The organism is Synechococcus sp. KORDI-52, from assembly GCF_000737595.1.
In the GTDB taxonomy this organism is placed as follows: domain Bacteria; phylum Cyanobacteriota; class Cyanobacteriia; order PCC-6307; family Cyanobiaceae; genus Parasynechococcus.
This window is the reverse complement of the sequence record NZ_CP006271.1, coordinates 1,737,686-1,753,394: the sequence shown is the minus strand read 5'-3', so window position 1 is coordinate 1,753,394 and position 15,709 is coordinate 1,737,686. Positions and strand designations below refer to the sequence as shown.

The 15,709-nt window shown below is 62.0% G+C and carries 13 protein-coding genes; 3 read left to right on the top strand and 10 right to left on the bottom strand.

Going from position 1 to position 15,709, the window contains the following annotated elements; translation table 11 throughout:
* Window positions 1-62: 62 nt before the first annotated feature.
* Window positions 63-293, top strand: a complete 231-nt coding sequence (locus KR52_RS08950) for a hypothetical protein (protein ID WP_006851429.1) — start codon at window positions 63-65, stop codon at window positions 291-293.
* Between the two features lie 34 nt (window positions 294-327).
* Here KR52_RS08950 and KR52_RS08945 read toward each other — a convergent pair whose 3' ends face one another.
* The 3 genes from KR52_RS08945 to KR52_RS08935 form a co-directional block, all read right to left on the bottom strand.
* Window positions 328-600, bottom strand: a complete 273-nt coding sequence (locus KR52_RS08945; protein WP_038557143.1) for a DUF4090 family protein — start codon at window positions 598-600, stop codon at window positions 328-330.
* A gap of 47 nt (window positions 601-647) precedes the next feature.
* Window positions 648-4,274, bottom strand: coding sequence for a methionine synthase (gene metH / locus KR52_RS08940; protein ID WP_038554892.1), 3,627 nt, complete (start codon window positions 4,272-4,274; stop codon window positions 648-650).
* Between the two features lie 63 nt (window positions 4,275-4,337).
* Window positions 4,338-5,252 carry a branched-chain amino acid transaminase gene (locus tag KR52_RS08935; RefSeq protein WP_038554891.1) on the bottom strand — a complete coding sequence of 305 codons (915 nt, stop codon included), beginning with the start codon at window positions 5,250-5,252 and terminating at the stop codon, window positions 4,338-4,340.
* Between the two features lie 65 nt (window positions 5,253-5,317).
* Here KR52_RS08935 and cobN point away from each other — a divergent pair, with 65 nt between their 5' ends.
* Window positions 5,318-9,046 carry a cobaltochelatase subunit CobN gene (gene cobN / locus KR52_RS08930; RefSeq protein ID WP_038554889.1) on the top strand — a complete coding sequence of 1,243 codons (3,729 nt, stop codon included), beginning with the start codon at window positions 5,318-5,320 and terminating at the stop codon, window positions 9,044-9,046.
* Here cobN and KR52_RS08925 read toward each other — a convergent pair.
* The 7 genes from KR52_RS08925 to KR52_RS08895 are packed head-to-tail and all read right to left on the bottom strand — an operon-like array spanning window position 9,036 to window position 15,147.
* On the bottom strand, window positions 9,036-9,590 hold the full coding sequence (locus KR52_RS08925) for a hypothetical protein (protein ID WP_038554887.1): 555 nt from the start codon (window positions 9,588-9,590) through the stop codon (window positions 9,036-9,038). The genes cobN and KR52_RS08925 overlap by 11 nt on opposite strands.
* Before the next feature lie 27 nt (window positions 9,591-9,617).
* On the bottom strand, window positions 9,618-10,265 hold the full coding sequence (locus tag KR52_RS08920; RefSeq protein ID WP_038557142.1) for a PHP domain-containing protein: 648 nt from the start codon (window positions 10,263-10,265) through the stop codon (window positions 9,618-9,620).
* A gap of 13 nt (window positions 10,266-10,278) precedes the next feature.
* Window positions 10,279-10,851 (bottom strand): protoporphyrinogen oxidase HemJ, encoded by a 573-nt coding sequence (hemJ, locus tag KR52_RS08915; protein ID WP_038554885.1) that lies wholly within the window; start codon window positions 10,849-10,851, stop codon window positions 10,279-10,281.
* Between the two features lie 35 nt (window positions 10,852-10,886).
* Entirely contained in the window at window positions 10,887-12,383 is a 1,497-nt protein-coding gene (locus KR52_RS08910; protein ID WP_038554883.1) for a cryptochrome/photolyase family protein, read from the bottom strand.
* A gap of 2 nt (window positions 12,384-12,385) precedes the next feature.
* On the bottom strand, window positions 12,386-12,673 hold the full coding sequence (locus KR52_RS08905; protein ID WP_038554879.1) for a hypothetical protein: 288 nt from the start codon (window positions 12,671-12,673) through the stop codon (window positions 12,386-12,388).
* The gene (gene uvrC / locus KR52_RS08900; protein ID WP_038554876.1) at window positions 12,670-14,655 is read right to left on the bottom strand and encodes an excinuclease ABC subunit UvrC; all 1,986 of its coding nucleotides are present in this window, start codon (window positions 14,653-14,655) and stop codon (window positions 12,670-12,672) included. Before uvrC ends, KR52_RS08905 begins: the two co-directional genes overlap by 4 nt.
* Window positions 14,656-14,664: 9 nt before the next feature.
* Entirely contained in the window at window positions 14,665-15,147 is a 483-nt protein-coding gene (locus KR52_RS08895) for a flavin reductase family protein (protein ID WP_038557141.1), read from the bottom strand.
* Window positions 15,148-15,216: 69 nt separating this feature from the next.
* Between KR52_RS08895 and coaD the strand changes: the two genes are divergently transcribed.
* Entirely contained in the window at window positions 15,217-15,708 is a 492-nt protein-coding gene (coaD, locus tag KR52_RS08890; RefSeq protein WP_038554874.1) for a pantetheine-phosphate adenylyltransferase, read from the top strand.
* Window position 15,709 lies beyond the last annotated feature (1 nt).

Here is a 15,709-nt window from a genome sequence, read left to right as displayed (position 1 = left end):
CTTCAGACGGTTGACGAACCCCTGGGGGAGCGGGTTAAAGGTCATTCAGTCATGTCCACTCGATGGATTGGGAGTTCACTGAAGACGCTGCGTTTCTTGCGCTCTGTGATGCGTTTCGCGAGAGCGGCGAAAGCTCGGCGATCGAGTTCCTTGCCAATGGAGAGGGAGCCTTTCATTTCCAGGACCTGGCTCAGAACGCCGCTGGCGAGGGCCTTGATCTGAGCGAGTCCAGTGCCCTGGAATCGTTCCAGCAAGAGGTGATCGACACGATGGAGAAGCTCTGCCAGGACTGAGCCAGGCAGAAACTGCTTCTCTGTCAGCGGAGGATCATCCGTAGAAGAAGGCGATCTCCTTGGCCTTGAGACCGTCCCATCCCGCCTCCTGGAGCTTCTGATTGAGCGTTTCCTGGTCGAAATGCTTGGCTCCGGTCTTGACCACCCGGTTGCGCATCGATTTCAGAACACCACTGCGAGCGCGCTGACTCTCCAGATCCATCACCTGGTTGTAGAGCACGAGCATCGCTTCAGGGATTGGACTTCCATCGAGATCGACACCCGCTTTGATGGCGGCATCGACACCATCGGGTCCGGCAATGGCCATGGTGAGCAAAGACAGGGCGTCTCAGGCTATGGGACGCCCCTGAGGGTTCAGGCGCTGAAGTAACGCGCCTGGGAGTGGAGAGCCACCAATGCTGTGGTGCTCTGCTCCGGTTCGAGCTGGTCGCTCGCGTCCATGCTGAGGCCGATCCGATCGGCGCCGAGCCATTCCAGCTGTTGCCTGGAATCAGCCACATTGGGGCAGGCGGGGTAGCCGAAGGAGTAGCGACTACCGCGATAACGCTGCGCCAGCACGTCCCGCAGGGCCATGCCGTCGGGATCAGCGAAGCCAAGTTCGCCGCGAATGCGTGCGTGCACCCATTCCGCCATCGCTTCGGCCATCTGTACCGCCAGGCCATGGAAGTACAGATAGTCGCTGTAGCGATCTCCCTTGAACAACTCCTGAGCCACTACAGAGGCCTTTTGGCCCATGGTCACGGCCTGCATCGGCAGCACGTCCCTGGGGCGTCCATCAGGGTCCAGATCGTTGAAGAAGTCGGCAATGCAGTAGCGCTTGCCAGACCGCTGACGGGGCAGTTCAAAACGCCCGAGTTCCCGCGTGCCATCAGCATCGAACACCCGAAGGCTGTTGCCATCGCGTCCCGCATGGAAGTAGCCGTACACCGCCCGGGGGGTCAACAGCGACTCATCGATGCAACGCTGCATCCACTCCTGCAATACGGGCTCTGCTTTCTCCGCCAGCATCGCTTCGTAGTCGTCCCGGCTCTGCTCCTTGGTTTTGCGGAGCATCCACTGGCCGGCAAAAAGAGCATTGCGGTCGAGGTAGTGAAAGACCTCAGCGATGTCGATGTCAGCCTCAGTGATCACAGCGGAGCCCAGGAAGGGGGGCACCGGTGCGGCTTCTGCGGGGACGGCGTCGGAACGATCCGAGCTCACCGGCGGCAGATCCGGTGCTGGACCATCCGTCGCGGAGGCGGATGTCTCTTCAGCGTTCTCGGAGGTTGTCGACTCTTCATCAAGGCTCACCCCATCGGGAGCATCTGCCAGAAATCCCTTGGTGTTGGTCCAGTTATCGCTCCGCTTCGCCTCCATCAACGCGTCCATGAAGCGCAGATCAGCGAAGGCATCCCGGCCGTAGATCACCTTGCCGTCGTAGACCTCGCGGCAGTCCTTCTGCACGAAGCGTGGCGTCAGCGCTGCACCGCCGAGGATCACAGGAACATCGATCCCGGCAGCGTTGAAGGCCTGGAGGTTGTCCTTCATGAAGGCCGTGGATTTCACCAGCAGACCGCTCATGGCGATGCAATCGGCCTGATGTTCACGCTGGGCTTCAACGATGGCTTCACAGCTCTGCTTGATACCCAGGTTGATCACCTCGTAGCCGTTGTTGGTGAGGATGATGTCCACCAGGTTCTTTCCGATGTCGTGGACATCGCCCTTCACCGTGGCGATCAGGAACTTGCCCTTGCTCGTGCTCTCACCCTCGATTGTTTCCATGTGCGGCTCAAGGTGAGCCACGGCGGATTTCATCGTCTCGGCGCTTTGCAGCACGAAGGGGAGCTGCATCTGGCCGCTGCCGAACAATTCACCCACCACCTTCATGCCATCCAGGAGGAAGGTGTTGATGATCTGCAGAGGGGGATAGGTCTGTAGCGCCTCGTCCAGGGATGGCTCCAGGCCGATGCGCTCCCCATCAATGATGTGCTGCTTGAGACGTTCCTCAATCGGCAGATCCGCCAGCGAGGGACCAGAAGCACGCGCTTCCTTGGTGCTGACTCCCTCGAACAGCTGGGTGAGTTCGGTGAGCGGGTCGTAGACGCAGATGCCGTCCTCGAAACGGCGGTTGTCGTTGATCAGATCACGACACACCGTCTGGTGGTCATCGCTGATCTTGATCAACGGAAGAATCTTGGCGGGACTGACGATGGCCGAATCCATGCCGGCTTCACAGCAGTCATGGAGGAACACCGAATTGAGGGTGATCCGGGCCGCCGGTGACAGGCCGAAACTCACATTGCTGACCCCGAGCACCACGTGCACGCCGGGGAGGTTCTTCCGGATCATCCGGATGGCATCCACGGTGGCGCGCCCATTCAGCCGGTCTTCCTCGATACCAGTGGAGATGGGAAGGGCCAAGGGGTCGTAGAAGATCTCGTGGGCCGGGATGCCGAACTCCAGGGCATCGCGATAGGCCCGCTGGGCGATGGCGAACTTCTTCTCCGCCGTTCTGGCCATGCCGTCTTCATCGATCGTGCCGACCACCACAGCGGCGCCGTAGCGACGGGCCAGCTCCAAAACCTTGAAGAAGCGCTCGTCACCGTCTTCGTAGTTCGTGGAGTTGAGGATGCATTTGCCTCCGGCCACCTTGAGGCCCGCCTCCATCTTCTGCCACTCGGTGGAGTCGAGCATCAGGGGCAGGTTGACGTTGGTGACCAGACGGCTCACCAGCTCGTGCATATCCCGCTCGCCATCACGACCGACGTAGTCGACGTTGACGTCGAGCACGTGGGCATTTTCCTTCACCTGGCCGCGGGCCACGGACACCAGCCCGTCCCAGTCTTCCTCCGCCAGCAGTTCACGCACCTTGCGGCTGCCGCTGGCATTGAGCCGCTCACCAATGATCAGAAAGGAATTGTCCTGGTGGTAAGGCGTGACACCGTAAATCGATGATGCGGCGGGCTCGTAGTTGAGGCTGGGCCGCACATCCTCCGCGCTGGCCTGATCCCAGCGGGAGGGCCGTTGTGCTGGCTTCAGCTCCTGCGCCAGTTCCGCCAGGCTGCCGATGTGGGCGGGGGTGGTGCCGCAGCAGCCACCGATTACTTGCACGCCGAGGTCCTCAACGAAGTGCATGAGCTGCATCTTCAGCTCCACCGGCGTGAGGCGGTAATGGGCCACACCACCAACGTTTTCCGGCAGCCCGGCATTGGGAATGCAGCTGACGGTGAAGGGGGAATGCTCGGAGAGATAGCGAATGTGCTCCTTCATCTGCTCGGGCCCGGTGGCGCAGTTGAGGCCGAGGATGTCGATCGGGAACGGCTCAAGGATCGACACCACGGCAGCGATGTCCGTGCCGACGAGCATGGTGCCGGTTGTTTCCATCGTCACCGACACCATCAGAGCCCGCCGCTCACCGGTGGCGGCAAAGGCCTCTTCGATGCCCTGAAGCGCTGCCTTGATCTGCAACACGTCCTGACAGGTTTCGACGATGAACAGGTCGACATTGCCGGCGATCAGCCCCTCAGCCTGCTCGCGGAACGAATCCCGCATCGTGTCGAAATCGATGTGGCCCAGCGTGGGCAGCTTGGTGGTGGGCCCCATGGAGCCCGCCACGAAACGGGGCTTCTCAGGAGTGCTGAATTCATCAGCCATTTCCCGAGCCAGCTCGGCTGCCCGCTTGTTCAGCTCGAAGGCCTTGTCTTCCAGGCCATATTCCGCCAGCACGATCGATGCGGCGCCGAAGGTGTCGGTCTCGATGACATCGCAGCCCACCTCGAGGAACTGGCGATGCACCGCCTTGACCGCATCCGGTTTGGTGACCGCCAGGTTTTCGTTGCAACCCTCCAGATCAGGACCACCGAAATCATCTGCAGTCAGCCCCAGACCCTGGAGGCTGGTGCCTGTGGCGCCGTCGAATACGAGCACAGGCCGCTCGGGGCCATGCAGGTACTCGAGGAATGCGGAGGTGGTGGCTTGCTGATCTGCCTGCGTCACCACCATCCATGCACCCTCGGGGAAGCACCGATCTTAAGAAAAGCTCAGGATGAACTTCAGGCTGTTCCTTCAGGAAAGCGGAATGCGGGTGACCCAGTGCTCATAGGCGGGGTCTCGCCCTTCGGTGATCGCCACAAGCTTGGCCTTCAGGGCATCCATCACAGGACGCTTGGCATTCAGCACCGTCGATTCGATCTGACGGATCGGCGTCACCTTGGCGGCCGTACCGGAGAGGAACACTTCATCGGCGATGAACAACTCGGTTTTGTCGACCGGACGTTCAATCACAGGGATGTCCATCGCTTTGGCCAGATCAATCACACTGGCGCGGGTGATGCCCTCGAGGATGTCCTGATCAACACCAGGCGTGATCAGCTGGCCATCACGCACCAGGAACAGGTTCATGCCGCTGGCTTCACTGATCTTGCCGCGACTGTTCAACAGCAGGGCTTCATCAAAACCGCTCTGTACGGCTTCCGTCTTGGCCAGGGAACTGGTGATATAGGCGCCAGAAATCTTGCCGCGCAGCGGCAGGGAGCGGTCTTCCTGGCGGGTCCAGCTGCTTATCCGGCAGCTCACCCCCTCTGGGGAGAGGTAATCCCCCAGGGGGAGTCCGTAGATCAGAAAGTCGGTCTCGATGTTGTGCAGGCGCGGGGCGATGCCCAGATCGCTGGTGTAAACGAAGGGCCGCAGATAAATCGGCTGGTCAGGCTTGTTGGCCTGCAGCATCGCGGTGAGGGCTGAGAGAATCGTGTCTTCACTCAGATCCGTGAGCAGCAATCGCGCGCTCTGGCTCAGCCGGCGGGCGTGCCGATCAGCACGGAACAACAGCATGGTGTTGCTGTTCTGAGGATCGGGAATGGCGCGCATGCCGCCGAAGGCACCGGTGCCGTAGTGCAGCGCATGGGTGGCGATGGAGATCCTGGCCTCCTCGAAGGGAACGCACTGGCCCTGGAACCAGGCATAGGGCAGGAACTGATGCATCACCGTGATGGATCCGATCGCTGAATCTTCTCACCACCGGTCACCGCAACACGGAGAATGGTTCCATGCATCGCCTTGCCACCTGTCCGGGTCTGGACCCACCGGAAGATGTGGTGCTCGTCGAGCAGCCGAGCGCTGATGTGCTGTTCCTCACCAGTGCAGGCACTGACATCAGCTGCCTCGACGCCTGCCTGGCGGACTGCCCAGCCTGGAACGAGCGGATCCGGGCATTGCCCCTCAGCTGTCTGGACCACCCAGCCCAGCTGGACCACTACCTCAACACCACGGCTCAGGCCGCACGCTTGATCATGGTACGGCTGCTCGGCAGCCGTGGGCACTGGAGTTACGGCCTGGAGCAACTGCAGCGCTGGTGCGGCGAAGGGACGCAGCGGCAACTGATCGTTCTTGCCGGAACCGCCGATCAGTGCAATGAACTGCACGGGCTGGGCTCCTGCAGTGCTGAACTGGCCGATCAGCTGTCGGCACTGCTGCGGGAAGGTGGCATCGACAACATGGGGCAGCTGCTGAAGGCCCTCGAGGCCCTGCTGGAGGGCACCCACCCATCGCCCGACAGCGTTGCGGTGGTGCCTTGCCCGGATCCGATGCCCTGGGATTGGCGCGATGAAGCGGGGGCTGCAGTGGGTGTGGTGCTGTATCGGGCCCAGTTTCAGGCCGGAGATCTGGCCCTGGCGGATGCCCTCACGGCCGCCCTGCGGCGAGAGGAACTGCGGCCCTGTCTGCTCTGGGTCAGTAGCTTGAGAGACCCAGCGGTGCAGGCCGGCGTTCACGACCTGTTGCAGCACCAAAACGCTGAGCTGGTGATTGCGGGTACGTCTTTTGCCTCGGTTCAGGCCGAACAGGCCGGCCTGGGCAGCCCCCTCTGGGATCGGCTCGATCGACCGGTGTTGCAACTGCTCAGCAGCAGCCGCAGCCGAGCTCAGTGGTTGGAGAGCAGCCAGGGGCTGAATCCGATGGATCTGTCGCTGCAGGTGGTGATGCCTGAGCTGGATGCCCGAATCACGACGCGGCCCTGTGGTTTTCGCGACCATCGGCAAACCAGTGGATCTCTGGCGACGGCCATTCCTTGCCTGGAGCCGGATCAACGGGGGATCGCCTGGCTGGCCGAGCACAGCCGCCGCTGGGTGGAGCTCCGCAAGACCCCATGCGCTGAGCGGCGCGTCGCGATGGTGCTGGCCAACTATCCCGTGCGCGATGGCCGCGTGGCCAATGGCGTTGGCCTGGATACGCCGGACAGCACGGCGCGGATGCTCCGCTGGCTGGCGGACGCCGGCCATGACCTGGGCACGGAGACCTTGCCGGGTTCAGGCGATGGCTTGATGCAACAGCTGTTGGCTGGTCGCACCAATGCCCCGGAGGGACAGCACCGCCCAGCCCTGGATCATCTGCCCCTCACCGCGTATCAGACGTGGTGGAGAACTGTCCCGGAGCCGGCTCGACGCTTAATCGAATCCCGGTGGGGACCTCCAGAAGCTGCCTGCGATCTGGATCCAAACAAGGGGTTTGCCATCCACGGCCTGCGCTTCGGTCATGTGGTGGTGCTGATCCAGCCGGATCGCGGCTACGACGCCGATCAGATCGCCGATCTCCACTCACCGGATCTGCCGCCACCGCACCGGTATCTGGCCCAATACCTCTGGCTGCGCAGCGTGCATCAGACCCAGGTGATGCTGCATGTGGGCAAGCACGGCAGTGCCGAATGGCTGCCGGGCAAGTCGGTGGGGTTGAGCGATGCCTGCGGCCCCGAGCTGGCCTTGGGCCCGATCCCCCACCTGTACCCCTTCATCGTCAACGACCCGGGCGAAGGATCTCAGGCCAAGCGACGTGGTCATGCCGTGGTGCTGGACCACCTCACACCGCCTTTGGGGCGGGCAGGGTTGCATGGACCGCTGCAACGCTTGGAGGGCCTGCTGGATGAGCTGGTGGAGGTGCGGCAGCTGGGAGGGAAGCGGGCCCAGGTGTTGGAACAGTCGGTCCATGCCAGCTTGTTGGCCCTCGACTGGCCCGGAATCCCGAGCGAAGAGGAGATTCGCCGACAACCGGGGCTGCTGGAGACCTGTCTGGATCAGGCGGAGACCTATCTCTGCGAACTCAAGGAATCCCAGATCCGCACAGGCCTTCACCGCTTCGGCGTCGCGCCGTCGACAGAAGCCGCCGATGAACTGCTGATCGCCCTGGCCCGGCCCCCCCGGCAGGGGCAGCCCGGTTTACTGCAGGCCATGGCCCTGCAGGCAGGTCTGGACTTTGATCCCTGGCAGCAGGACGAAGGCGACAAGCTCTCGGAGGCGGATCAGGCCTGTCTGAGGTTGCTGAGTGGCGAAGACTGCCGACGGGTGGGGGATGGTTGCGCCTGGCTGGAGCAGCAGGCCCTGCTCTTGATCAGGCGGATCATCCATGGGGAACAAGCCGACGGACTGGCGGAACCGTTCCGGACCTGGAGCCGGGAGGATCCCTGCCTGCAGAACCTGCACGACGATCTCTGGCCCCGCTTGAACGGTTGTGCCGCCGCCGAAGAAGAGGCATTCCTGCGGGGCATTCAGGGGCAGCGCATCGCTGCTGGGCCCTCAGGGGCACCGAGTCGCGGACGCCCCGATGTACTGCCCACCGGCCGAAATTTCTATTCCGTCGATCTGCGGGGCTTGCCCACGGAAGCCGCCTGGGACCTGGGGCGACGCTCGGCGGAGCAGTTGTTGGATCTGCATCTGCTGGAGCAGGGAGAACCCCTGCGCCATCTGGCTTTGTCGGTCTGGGGAACAGCCACGATGCGCAATGGCGGAGAAGACATCGCTCAGCTGCTAGCCCTGATCGGTGTTCGACCGGTCTGGGATGGCCCCACCCGAAGGTTGGTGGACTTGGAGGTGATTCCAGCCCGCTTGCTGGGGCGACCGCGGGTGGATGTGGTGCTGCGCATCTCCGGGCTGTTTCGCGATGCCTTTCCCCAACTGGTGGGCTGGGTGCATCAGGCCCAGTCGATGGTTGCGGCCCTCGATGAACCGGACGAACTGAATCCCCTGGCCGAGCTCACCCGTCAAGGTGGGCCCCAGGGCCGGATTTATGGATCCGCCCCCGGTGCCTACGGAGCCGGACTGCAAGCCCTGATCGACAGTGGCGCCTGGGACTCCCGAGCAGACCTGGGCCAGGCCTTTCTCAGTTGGAGCCAATGGTCCTATGACGGCAGCGCTGCCCCCAGCCTCGATCGTTCCGGCCTCGAGCAGGCCCTGGGCAGGGTGCAGGTGGTGCTCCACAACCAGGACAACCGCGAGCACGACCTGCTCGATTCCGACGACTACTACCAGTTCCAGGGGGGCCTCAGTGCCGCGGTGGAAGAGGTGTCAGGAGCACGGCCGCAACTGTGGTTTGGAGATCATTCCCGACCAGAACGGCCTCGCCTGCACCGGCTGGAGAAGGAACTGGACAAGGTGATGCGCAGCAGGATGCTGAACCCCCGCTGGATCGAGGGAATGATGCAGCATGGCTACAAGGGTGCCTTCGAGATGGGGGCCAGCCTTGATTACCTTTTTGCCTACGACGCTTCGACCGATCGCGTCCCCGACTGGTGTTACGGCGCGGTCTGCGACCAGTGGCTGAGCGATTCGCGGATTCTGGAGTTCCTGAAAGCGAGCAACCCCTGGGTGCTCCGGGACATGGCCGAAAGGCTGCTAGAGGCCTCAAATCGAGGCCTCTGGATATCAGCGACGGATCGCCAGCTGAAGCACCTCCAAGCTCTGGTGAACAGCAGCGAAGCCCAGATTGAACGGGGCAGCCTTATTTGTTGAGATCTCGGACCATCTGACGGAATGGATCGATGGATCCAGGCTTGGAAGATGGCTCAGCGGAACCCGCCTTGGCAACCGGTTCCTCCTTGGGCTTCAACTGTTCCTTGCGGCCGACGGGAGCAGCATCTGCGGGAGCAGGCGTGTTCACACCGGTGATGGCGGTGCCCTTGAGGCGCTTGCTCATCTCTTCGGTGCTCACCTGCGTAGCGAAGGTTTTCTTCACCGGTGTGGGGATGCCCGCGTTGAGGGTGATTGATTCTTCCTTCTTGACCACACCACCAAGGCCATCGCTCCTCTTTTCAAGCTTCTCGGTTTCGGCAGCCACCTCCATGATCTGTTCCTTCGTTCCGGGGCTTGCGGCCGTGCCGGGGAAGGTGCGGCGAATCGTCTTCGACTCGCGCATGTAATTCACATCCCCCAGGGAAGAGGAAGCATCAGCATCAAGGAAGAACTCGGCTGGCTTCTCCTTCGCTGGCTTGCGCGGCTGAATCGTGGAGTCGGAATCTGCGGAATCCTTTTTCAGCAGACGATCCAAGAAGCCCATGTCGACCGGAACTGAGATGGAATGAACTTAGCGGCCGCAAAGGTCAATTCCATGGGTATCGGTGCCACACGTACGCAAAAGGCCAAGGTTGCTCAGCTGACGATCGATGGCCTCGCAGATCAACGGGCTGGCGGACCAGGTTGGTTGCATGTCGTAGTCGTACCAGGCTTCACCGCCATCGAAACCAAGCCGGGCCGCCTCATCGATCAGCACGTCATGGCCAAGGCGGTAACGGGCGGGATGGGCCAACACTGCCAATCCACCGGCGTCATGGATGGCTTTAACCACCGCCTCAGCCCTTAGCGATTCACCGACGACGGCATCACCACGGTTGTAGGGCTGGAGCGCAGGGTGGTTGAGCTCGAAGCCAAGGGCGAGCACATGAACGAGGCACCCCTTCAGCAGTGCACTGATTTCCATGCCGCTCCAGACCGTGGGCACCTCAACACCACTGGCACGCCGCTGATCCAGCCAGCCCTGGATCTCACGGTGGGCATGGCTGCTGTGGTGATCCGTCACCGCCAGGTGCTTGAGCCCCCGCTCGGTGGCCTGCTGGATGAGCTCGATCGGTTCGAGGCTGCCGTCACTGCAAACGGTGTGGCAGTGAAAGTTATACGTCGTGGGACAGCTCGACGGCCCCACTTGTTCGAGAACAGCTTGGAGGGGGTGGGGCATCTCAGCCGTCATCTCAGGCTTTGGCGGAGGCTTCGGCCCGCAGGCGGCGCCAGCGGGCATAGAACTGAATTGATGCGGCCATGAACACCACCAGGGCGACAATGAACCAGGTCGCTGCGCTGGTAGGGAACTGCGTTTTGAACACCACCAGCATCACCACGATCACCAGCAGCAGCGTGGGCAGCTCATTCAGAGCGCGCAGCTGCTTGCCCGACCAGGCACAGGTGCCGGCTTGGAGTTGGCCCATCAGCCGGTAACAGAAGACGTGATAAGCCAGCAGGGCCGCCACGAAACCCAGCTTGGCGTGCATCCAGCCCTGCTGAAGCCAGGAGGGCTGAGCCAACAGCAACCCGATGGCCATCGACACCGCCACAGCCATTCCCGGCGTGGTGATGATGTTGGCGAGGCGTTTCTCCATCAAGGTGTACTGATCGCGGAACGGCTGCTGCAGTTCCGGCGCCAGTTCCTCGGTTTCAACGTGATAAATGAACAGGCGCACCAGATAGAACAGGCCCGCAAACCACACCACAACCCCAACGATGTGCAGGGTCTTGAACCAGAGGTAGGCCTCGGGCGAAAACGTCATCAACACGACTGATCTGGAGCGACCTTACGCAGGGCTCAGGTGAGCGCGTCAAGAAAATCGCTGGCCCGGCGCTGATGGGCCAACAGAACGTCGGGAGCCATGCGATCCAGGTTGCGGGCCATCATCGCGAGGCGGTATTGGCGCCGGAAGAAGTCCTGATGGCGATGGATGAACGTCCAGAACAGGCCATCCCAGGTGTCACACCACTCACCTTTGCGGTAATCCGACATCTTGCGCACGTAGTTCGAGCCGGAGAGATAGGGCTTGGTGGTGAAGATGCCACCATCAGCGAACTGACTCATGCCGTAGACGTTGGGCACCATCACCCAGTCGTAGGCATCCACGAACAGCTCCATGAACCAGGTGTAGATCCGGGTTGGATGGAATCCGCAGAGGAGCATCACATTGCCCAGCAACATCAGGCGTTCGATGTGATGGCAATACCCGGTCTCAAGGGCATGACGGATGGCGTCATCAATCGGGGCCAGACCAGTGGATGCGGTGTAGAAGGCGGAAGGGATCGGCCGATCGTCGAAGCCCCAGAAATTGCCCTTGCGCATCTCCACCCCATGGCGTCGGTACATCGCCGCCATGAACTCCCGCCAGCCGACGATCTGACGCAGAAAGCCCTCCAGTGAATTGAAGGGGATGTCACCGGCTTCAGCCCGCTCCAGCGTTCGATCCAGCACCTGCTGCGGCGTGAGCAGACCGATGTTGAGCATCGGCGTGAGCACGCTGTGCCACATCACCTGGTGCTGGGCGCTGATCGCATCTTCGTAAGCCCCGAACTGGCGCAGGCGTTGTTCGAGGAATTGATCCAACCAACGGGCTGCATCGCCATGGGTGACGGGGTAATGGAACCCGTCCCAGCTGCCGATGCCGGCCACACCCTCCCCGATCAGCTGCTGCCGTGCAGCCTCAACGAGGGCAACCGAGCCGCTCGAGCGTTCGGCAGGGGGCTCTGGAACCAGGATTCCCTTGGGGAGCTTCTTGCGGTTGTCGGCATCGAAACTCCAGCGGCCACCGACAGGACCACCATCAAGATCGATCAGCAGGTCCAGTCGCTTGCGCTGCATCTCGTAGAAGCGACCCATTAGGGGCTTCTTGCCGGAACCGAAATGGTCCTCGATGACGGCATCTGGGGTAAGCAGCATCGGGGTGGCGACGATCTCCAGACCACAGCCATGGCGTGACGCGAAGGCGGAGATCCGCCGGGTCAGAACATCGTCCACCGGATCCGCCAGATGAAAGGCCCGGTAGCCCTGCTCGAGCAGATCACCGAGGATCTCAGCCGTGCTGGCCGCCTGCCCCTGCAGCACCCGCAACACGGTAAAGCCCCTGGCCTGAAGCATCTCGGCGTAGGCATTCATCGAGGCCCGATGCAAAAGCAGTCGCTGCCGATGCACCTGGATCGGCCAGCGGGGATCGCAACCGAACAGCAGCGGATCCTCGATCAGGGCCACGACCCGCCCCGGCCGAAGCGCAGGATGCTGCTCAAACAACTGATGGGGAAAAACAAGACTGAGATCCACCGTCAGCTGCCCTCCCCAGCAAGACGGCAGGCACGACGGCCAAGCGCTGTGGCATAGGCGCGATCGACGGGTCCTGCCATGGGGCTTAGCTGGCCAGCACGGCAATTCATCACCACTTTTTCGCGATGGCCCTGCTGGTCATTGAGCCGCAACACCAACTGCCAGTGGTTCTTGGCGCTGCGGGTGATGCCATCGGCACACACGGGCCCCGTGCACAGGCCGGGAGACGCCCAGACCGGAGTGGCGAAAAGAAGCACTCCTGCCAGAGCCATGCAGAGATGACGAATCATGCGGAGAGTCCCTGAGGCTGCTCTTCTAAAGCAGTCCTGGCATCAGCGTCGCTGCCATCGTCGGAAGGATGAAAGAAATCGTGGATGTCGCGTGCCAGCGCCGGGCCCACCCCAGGGGCCTTCGACAAGGTCTCAACCGATGCCAGTTGGATGGCATCAATCGAATGGAAGTGAGCCAAGAGATCCTTGACCCGCTTGGGCCCAACCCCGGGGATGTCCGAGAGGCGTGAACGCTTCATCCGTTCACCCCGTTGCTGGCGGTGGAAGCTGACGGCGAAACGGTGGGCTTCGTCCCGCAGGCGGCGAAGAAGCACAACCCCGAGCTGATCCGGTTCACTCTCCAGCGGCTGGCTTTCGCCGGGGAGAAACACCTCTTCACGCTGCTTGGCAAGGGAGCACACGTTGAGATCCTCGTGAAGATCCAACTCCCGCAGGGCCTCCATCACTGCCGAAAGCTGGCCTTTACCGCCGTCAATCATCACCACATCAGGCCAGTCATTGAGGCCGTCGGTCTGCAAGGCACTGCCGCCTTTGTGACGCAGGGCACCCACATCCACCCCCTCCGCCTTGGCTCGGGCCCAGCGCCGAAAACGGCGGCGCATGATCTCCGCCATCGCCATGAAGTCGTCGCTGTGGCCGGCGCGGATGCTGCTGCTGCGGATCTTGTACTTGCGGTAGTGCTGCTTGGCGGGCAGTCCGTCGATGAACACCACCTGGGAGGCCACCGCATCACTGCCCTGGATGTGGCTGATGTCGTACCCCTCGATCCGCCGCGGCGGGGTCGGCAACTCCAGCAGTTGGGCCAGATCCTCCGTGGCCAACGACTGCTTCTCCTGACCCTGCTTGGCGCGGAGCAACTCAAACTCCGCATTGCGCTGCACCAGTTCAATCAGGTCAGCCTTCTGCTGGCGCTGCGGGCAGTGGATCTGAACCCGGCGCTCCCGCTGTTCCGAGAGCCATTCCTCCATCAATGTCTGCTGGGGCAGAGCGTGCTGCACCAACAGCTGGGGGGGCACCTCAACGGAGTCCACCTGGCTGTAGTGCTCTTCGATCACCCGTTGCAGAATCAGTCCCGGTTCCAGGCCTGAAGCGTCGGCGGTGTAGCCGAGACGTCCCACCAACTTCCCAGCGCGCATCTGAAACAGCTGCACGGCCGCCAAGCGTTCATCGAAGGCAAGGGCCAGCACATCCCGACTCACGGAGGAGTCCGGCAAACTCATCTTCTGGTCGGCGGTGAGCTGATCCAGCCCCTGAAGTTGATCACGAACCCGGGCCGCGGATTCGTAGTCCATCCGCTCGGCATACCGCTCCATTTGCTCCTGAAGCAGCTGCTGCAGTTCATCACTGCGTCCCTGGAACACCATCGCCACCTTGCGCAGTGTGCGGTGATAGTCCTCTGAGCTGATTTTTTCCTGGCAGACCCCCGGACAGCGCCCAATGCTGTAGTTGAGGCACGTGCGATCGGGGTACATCGGTCGTGGCCGTTGCCGAAGCGGGAACACCCTCTTCACCAGGAACAGGGTGCGGCGCAGCAGGCCGACATCGACATAAGGACCGTAAAAGCGATCGAGAGGGCTGCGGAAGCGACGGCGACGGGTGATGAAAATCCGTGGGTAGGCCTCACTCCAGGTAATGCAGAGGTAGGGATATTTCTTGTCGTCTTTCAGCAACACGTTGAAGTGCGGCTGATGGTTTTTGATCAGGTTGGATTCGAGAACGAGGGCCTCCGCCTCGCTGTCGGTGACGATGAATTCGATCTCACAGACCTGGCGGGTCATCAGCCGGATCCTTGGCGACAGATCGTGGCGGCTGCGGAAATAGCTGCGCACGCGGCTGCGCAAAGCCTTCGATTTGCCGACGTAGAGGATCCGGTCGTCGCCGTCCCGCATCAGATAGCAACCCGGCTCAGCAGGGATCTCCTTCAGGCGGCATTCAAGACGCTCGGGCTGCGTCAGCAGCGGTGCACTGGAGGCGGCATCCACCAGGACAGCTCAGCCGCCGTAGTTCCAGCCAGTGCTGGCCAGGTTAAGAGCCTCGCCATCGGCGATCAGACGCGCCGTTTTCACTTCTCCCACAAAGACGGTGTGGTCACCGTGCTTGATCGAACCCACGAGCTCGCACTCCACACCACCGACGGCATCGGTGAGCAGGGGAAGACCAAGTTCACCTTCCTCGAAGGGTGCTGCTTCAAAGCGACCACCGAGCGCCTTCTGGGGCTTGAAAAACACGGCTGCCAGATCTTTCTGATCGGCCCGCAGCACGTTGAGGGAGAAACTGCCGGTGGCCTCGATGATGGCGTGACTGCTGCTGTCAGCCCGAACGCCCATCACCACCAACGGCGGTTCGAACGATCCCTGGGTCACCCAGCTGGCCGTGAAACCGTTCACCTCATCGCCGTTGCGCACGCCGCAGATGAAGAGTCCGTGGGGGATCTTGCGAAGCAGGACCTTCTTGGCGTCGACGTCGAGGCTCATGGCACGGATGCGTTGGCTGAAATCTAAACAGCGATCCGCTGCATAGGATCCGCCCATCGCTGATTCCCGATGCGGGCTCTCTACCCCGGCAGTTTCGACCCTCTCACCAATGGTCATATGGACCTGATCGAGCGGGCCGTGAGCCTGTTTGGTGAGGTGGTCGTTGCGGTGCTCAGCAATCCGAGCAAGCGGCCTGCGTTCAGCGTCGAAGCACGGATCGAACAGATCCGCACCGCGACGCGCCATCTCTCCGGCGTTGAGGTGATCAGTTTCGATGGCCTCACCGTCAACTGTGCCGTCACCCATCGCGCCGACCTGATCCTGAGGGGCCTGCGAGCGATGAGTGACTTCGAATACGAACTGCAGATCGCCCACACCAACCGCTCCTTAGCGGAGGATCTGGAGACGGTGTTTATGGCCACCACGGCGCGCCACAGCTTTCTCAGCAGCTCTGTTGTGAAGGAAGTGGCCCGTTTCGGTGGATCGATCGACCATATGGTGCCGCCAGAGGTGGCGAAGGACCTCAACAGGCTCTTTAATTCAGCTTTCTCCGCCAGCTGAG

Bases quoted from the DNA above. Each gene is read 5' to 3' on its own strand.
- KR52_RS08950 (WP_006851429.1), top strand. From the start codon at position 63: ATGGATTGGGAGTTCACTGAAGACGCTGCGTTTCTTGCGCTCTGTGAT.
- hemJ (WP_038554885.1), bottom strand. From the start codon at position 10,851: ATGACGTTTTCGCCCGAGGCCTACCTCTGGTTCAAGACCCTGCACATC.
- KR52_RS08935 (WP_038554891.1), bottom strand. From the start codon at position 5,252: ATGCATCAGTTCCTGCCCTATGCCTGGTTCCAGGGCCAGTGCGTTCCC.
- KR52_RS08945 (WP_038557143.1), bottom strand. From the start codon at position 600: ATGGCCATTGCCGGACCCGATGGTGTCGATGCCGCCATCAAAGCGGGT.
- coaD (WP_038554874.1), top strand. From the start codon at position 15,217: ATGCGGGCTCTCTACCCCGGCAGTTTCGACCCTCTCACCAATGGTCAT.
- cobN (WP_038554889.1), top strand. From the start codon at position 5,318: ATGCATCGCCTTGCCACCTGTCCGGGTCTGGACCCACCGGAAGATGTG.
- metH (WP_038554892.1), bottom strand. From the start codon at position 4,274: ATGGTGGTGACGCAGGCAGATCAGCAAGCCACCACCTCCGCATTCCTC.
- KR52_RS08895 (WP_038557141.1), bottom strand. From the start codon at position 15,147: ATGAGCCTCGACGTCGACGCCAAGAAGGTCCTGCTTCGCAAGATCCCC.
- KR52_RS08905 (WP_038554879.1), bottom strand. From the start codon at position 12,673: ATGATTCGTCATCTCTGCATGGCTCTGGCAGGAGTGCTTCTTTTCGCC.
- KR52_RS08925 (WP_038554887.1), bottom strand. From the start codon at position 9,590: ATGGGCTTCTTGGATCGTCTGCTGAAAAAGGATTCCGCAGATTCCGAC.
- KR52_RS08920 (WP_038557142.1), bottom strand. From the start codon at position 10,265: ATGCCCCACCCCCTCCAAGCTGTTCTCGAACAAGTGGGGCCGTCGAGC.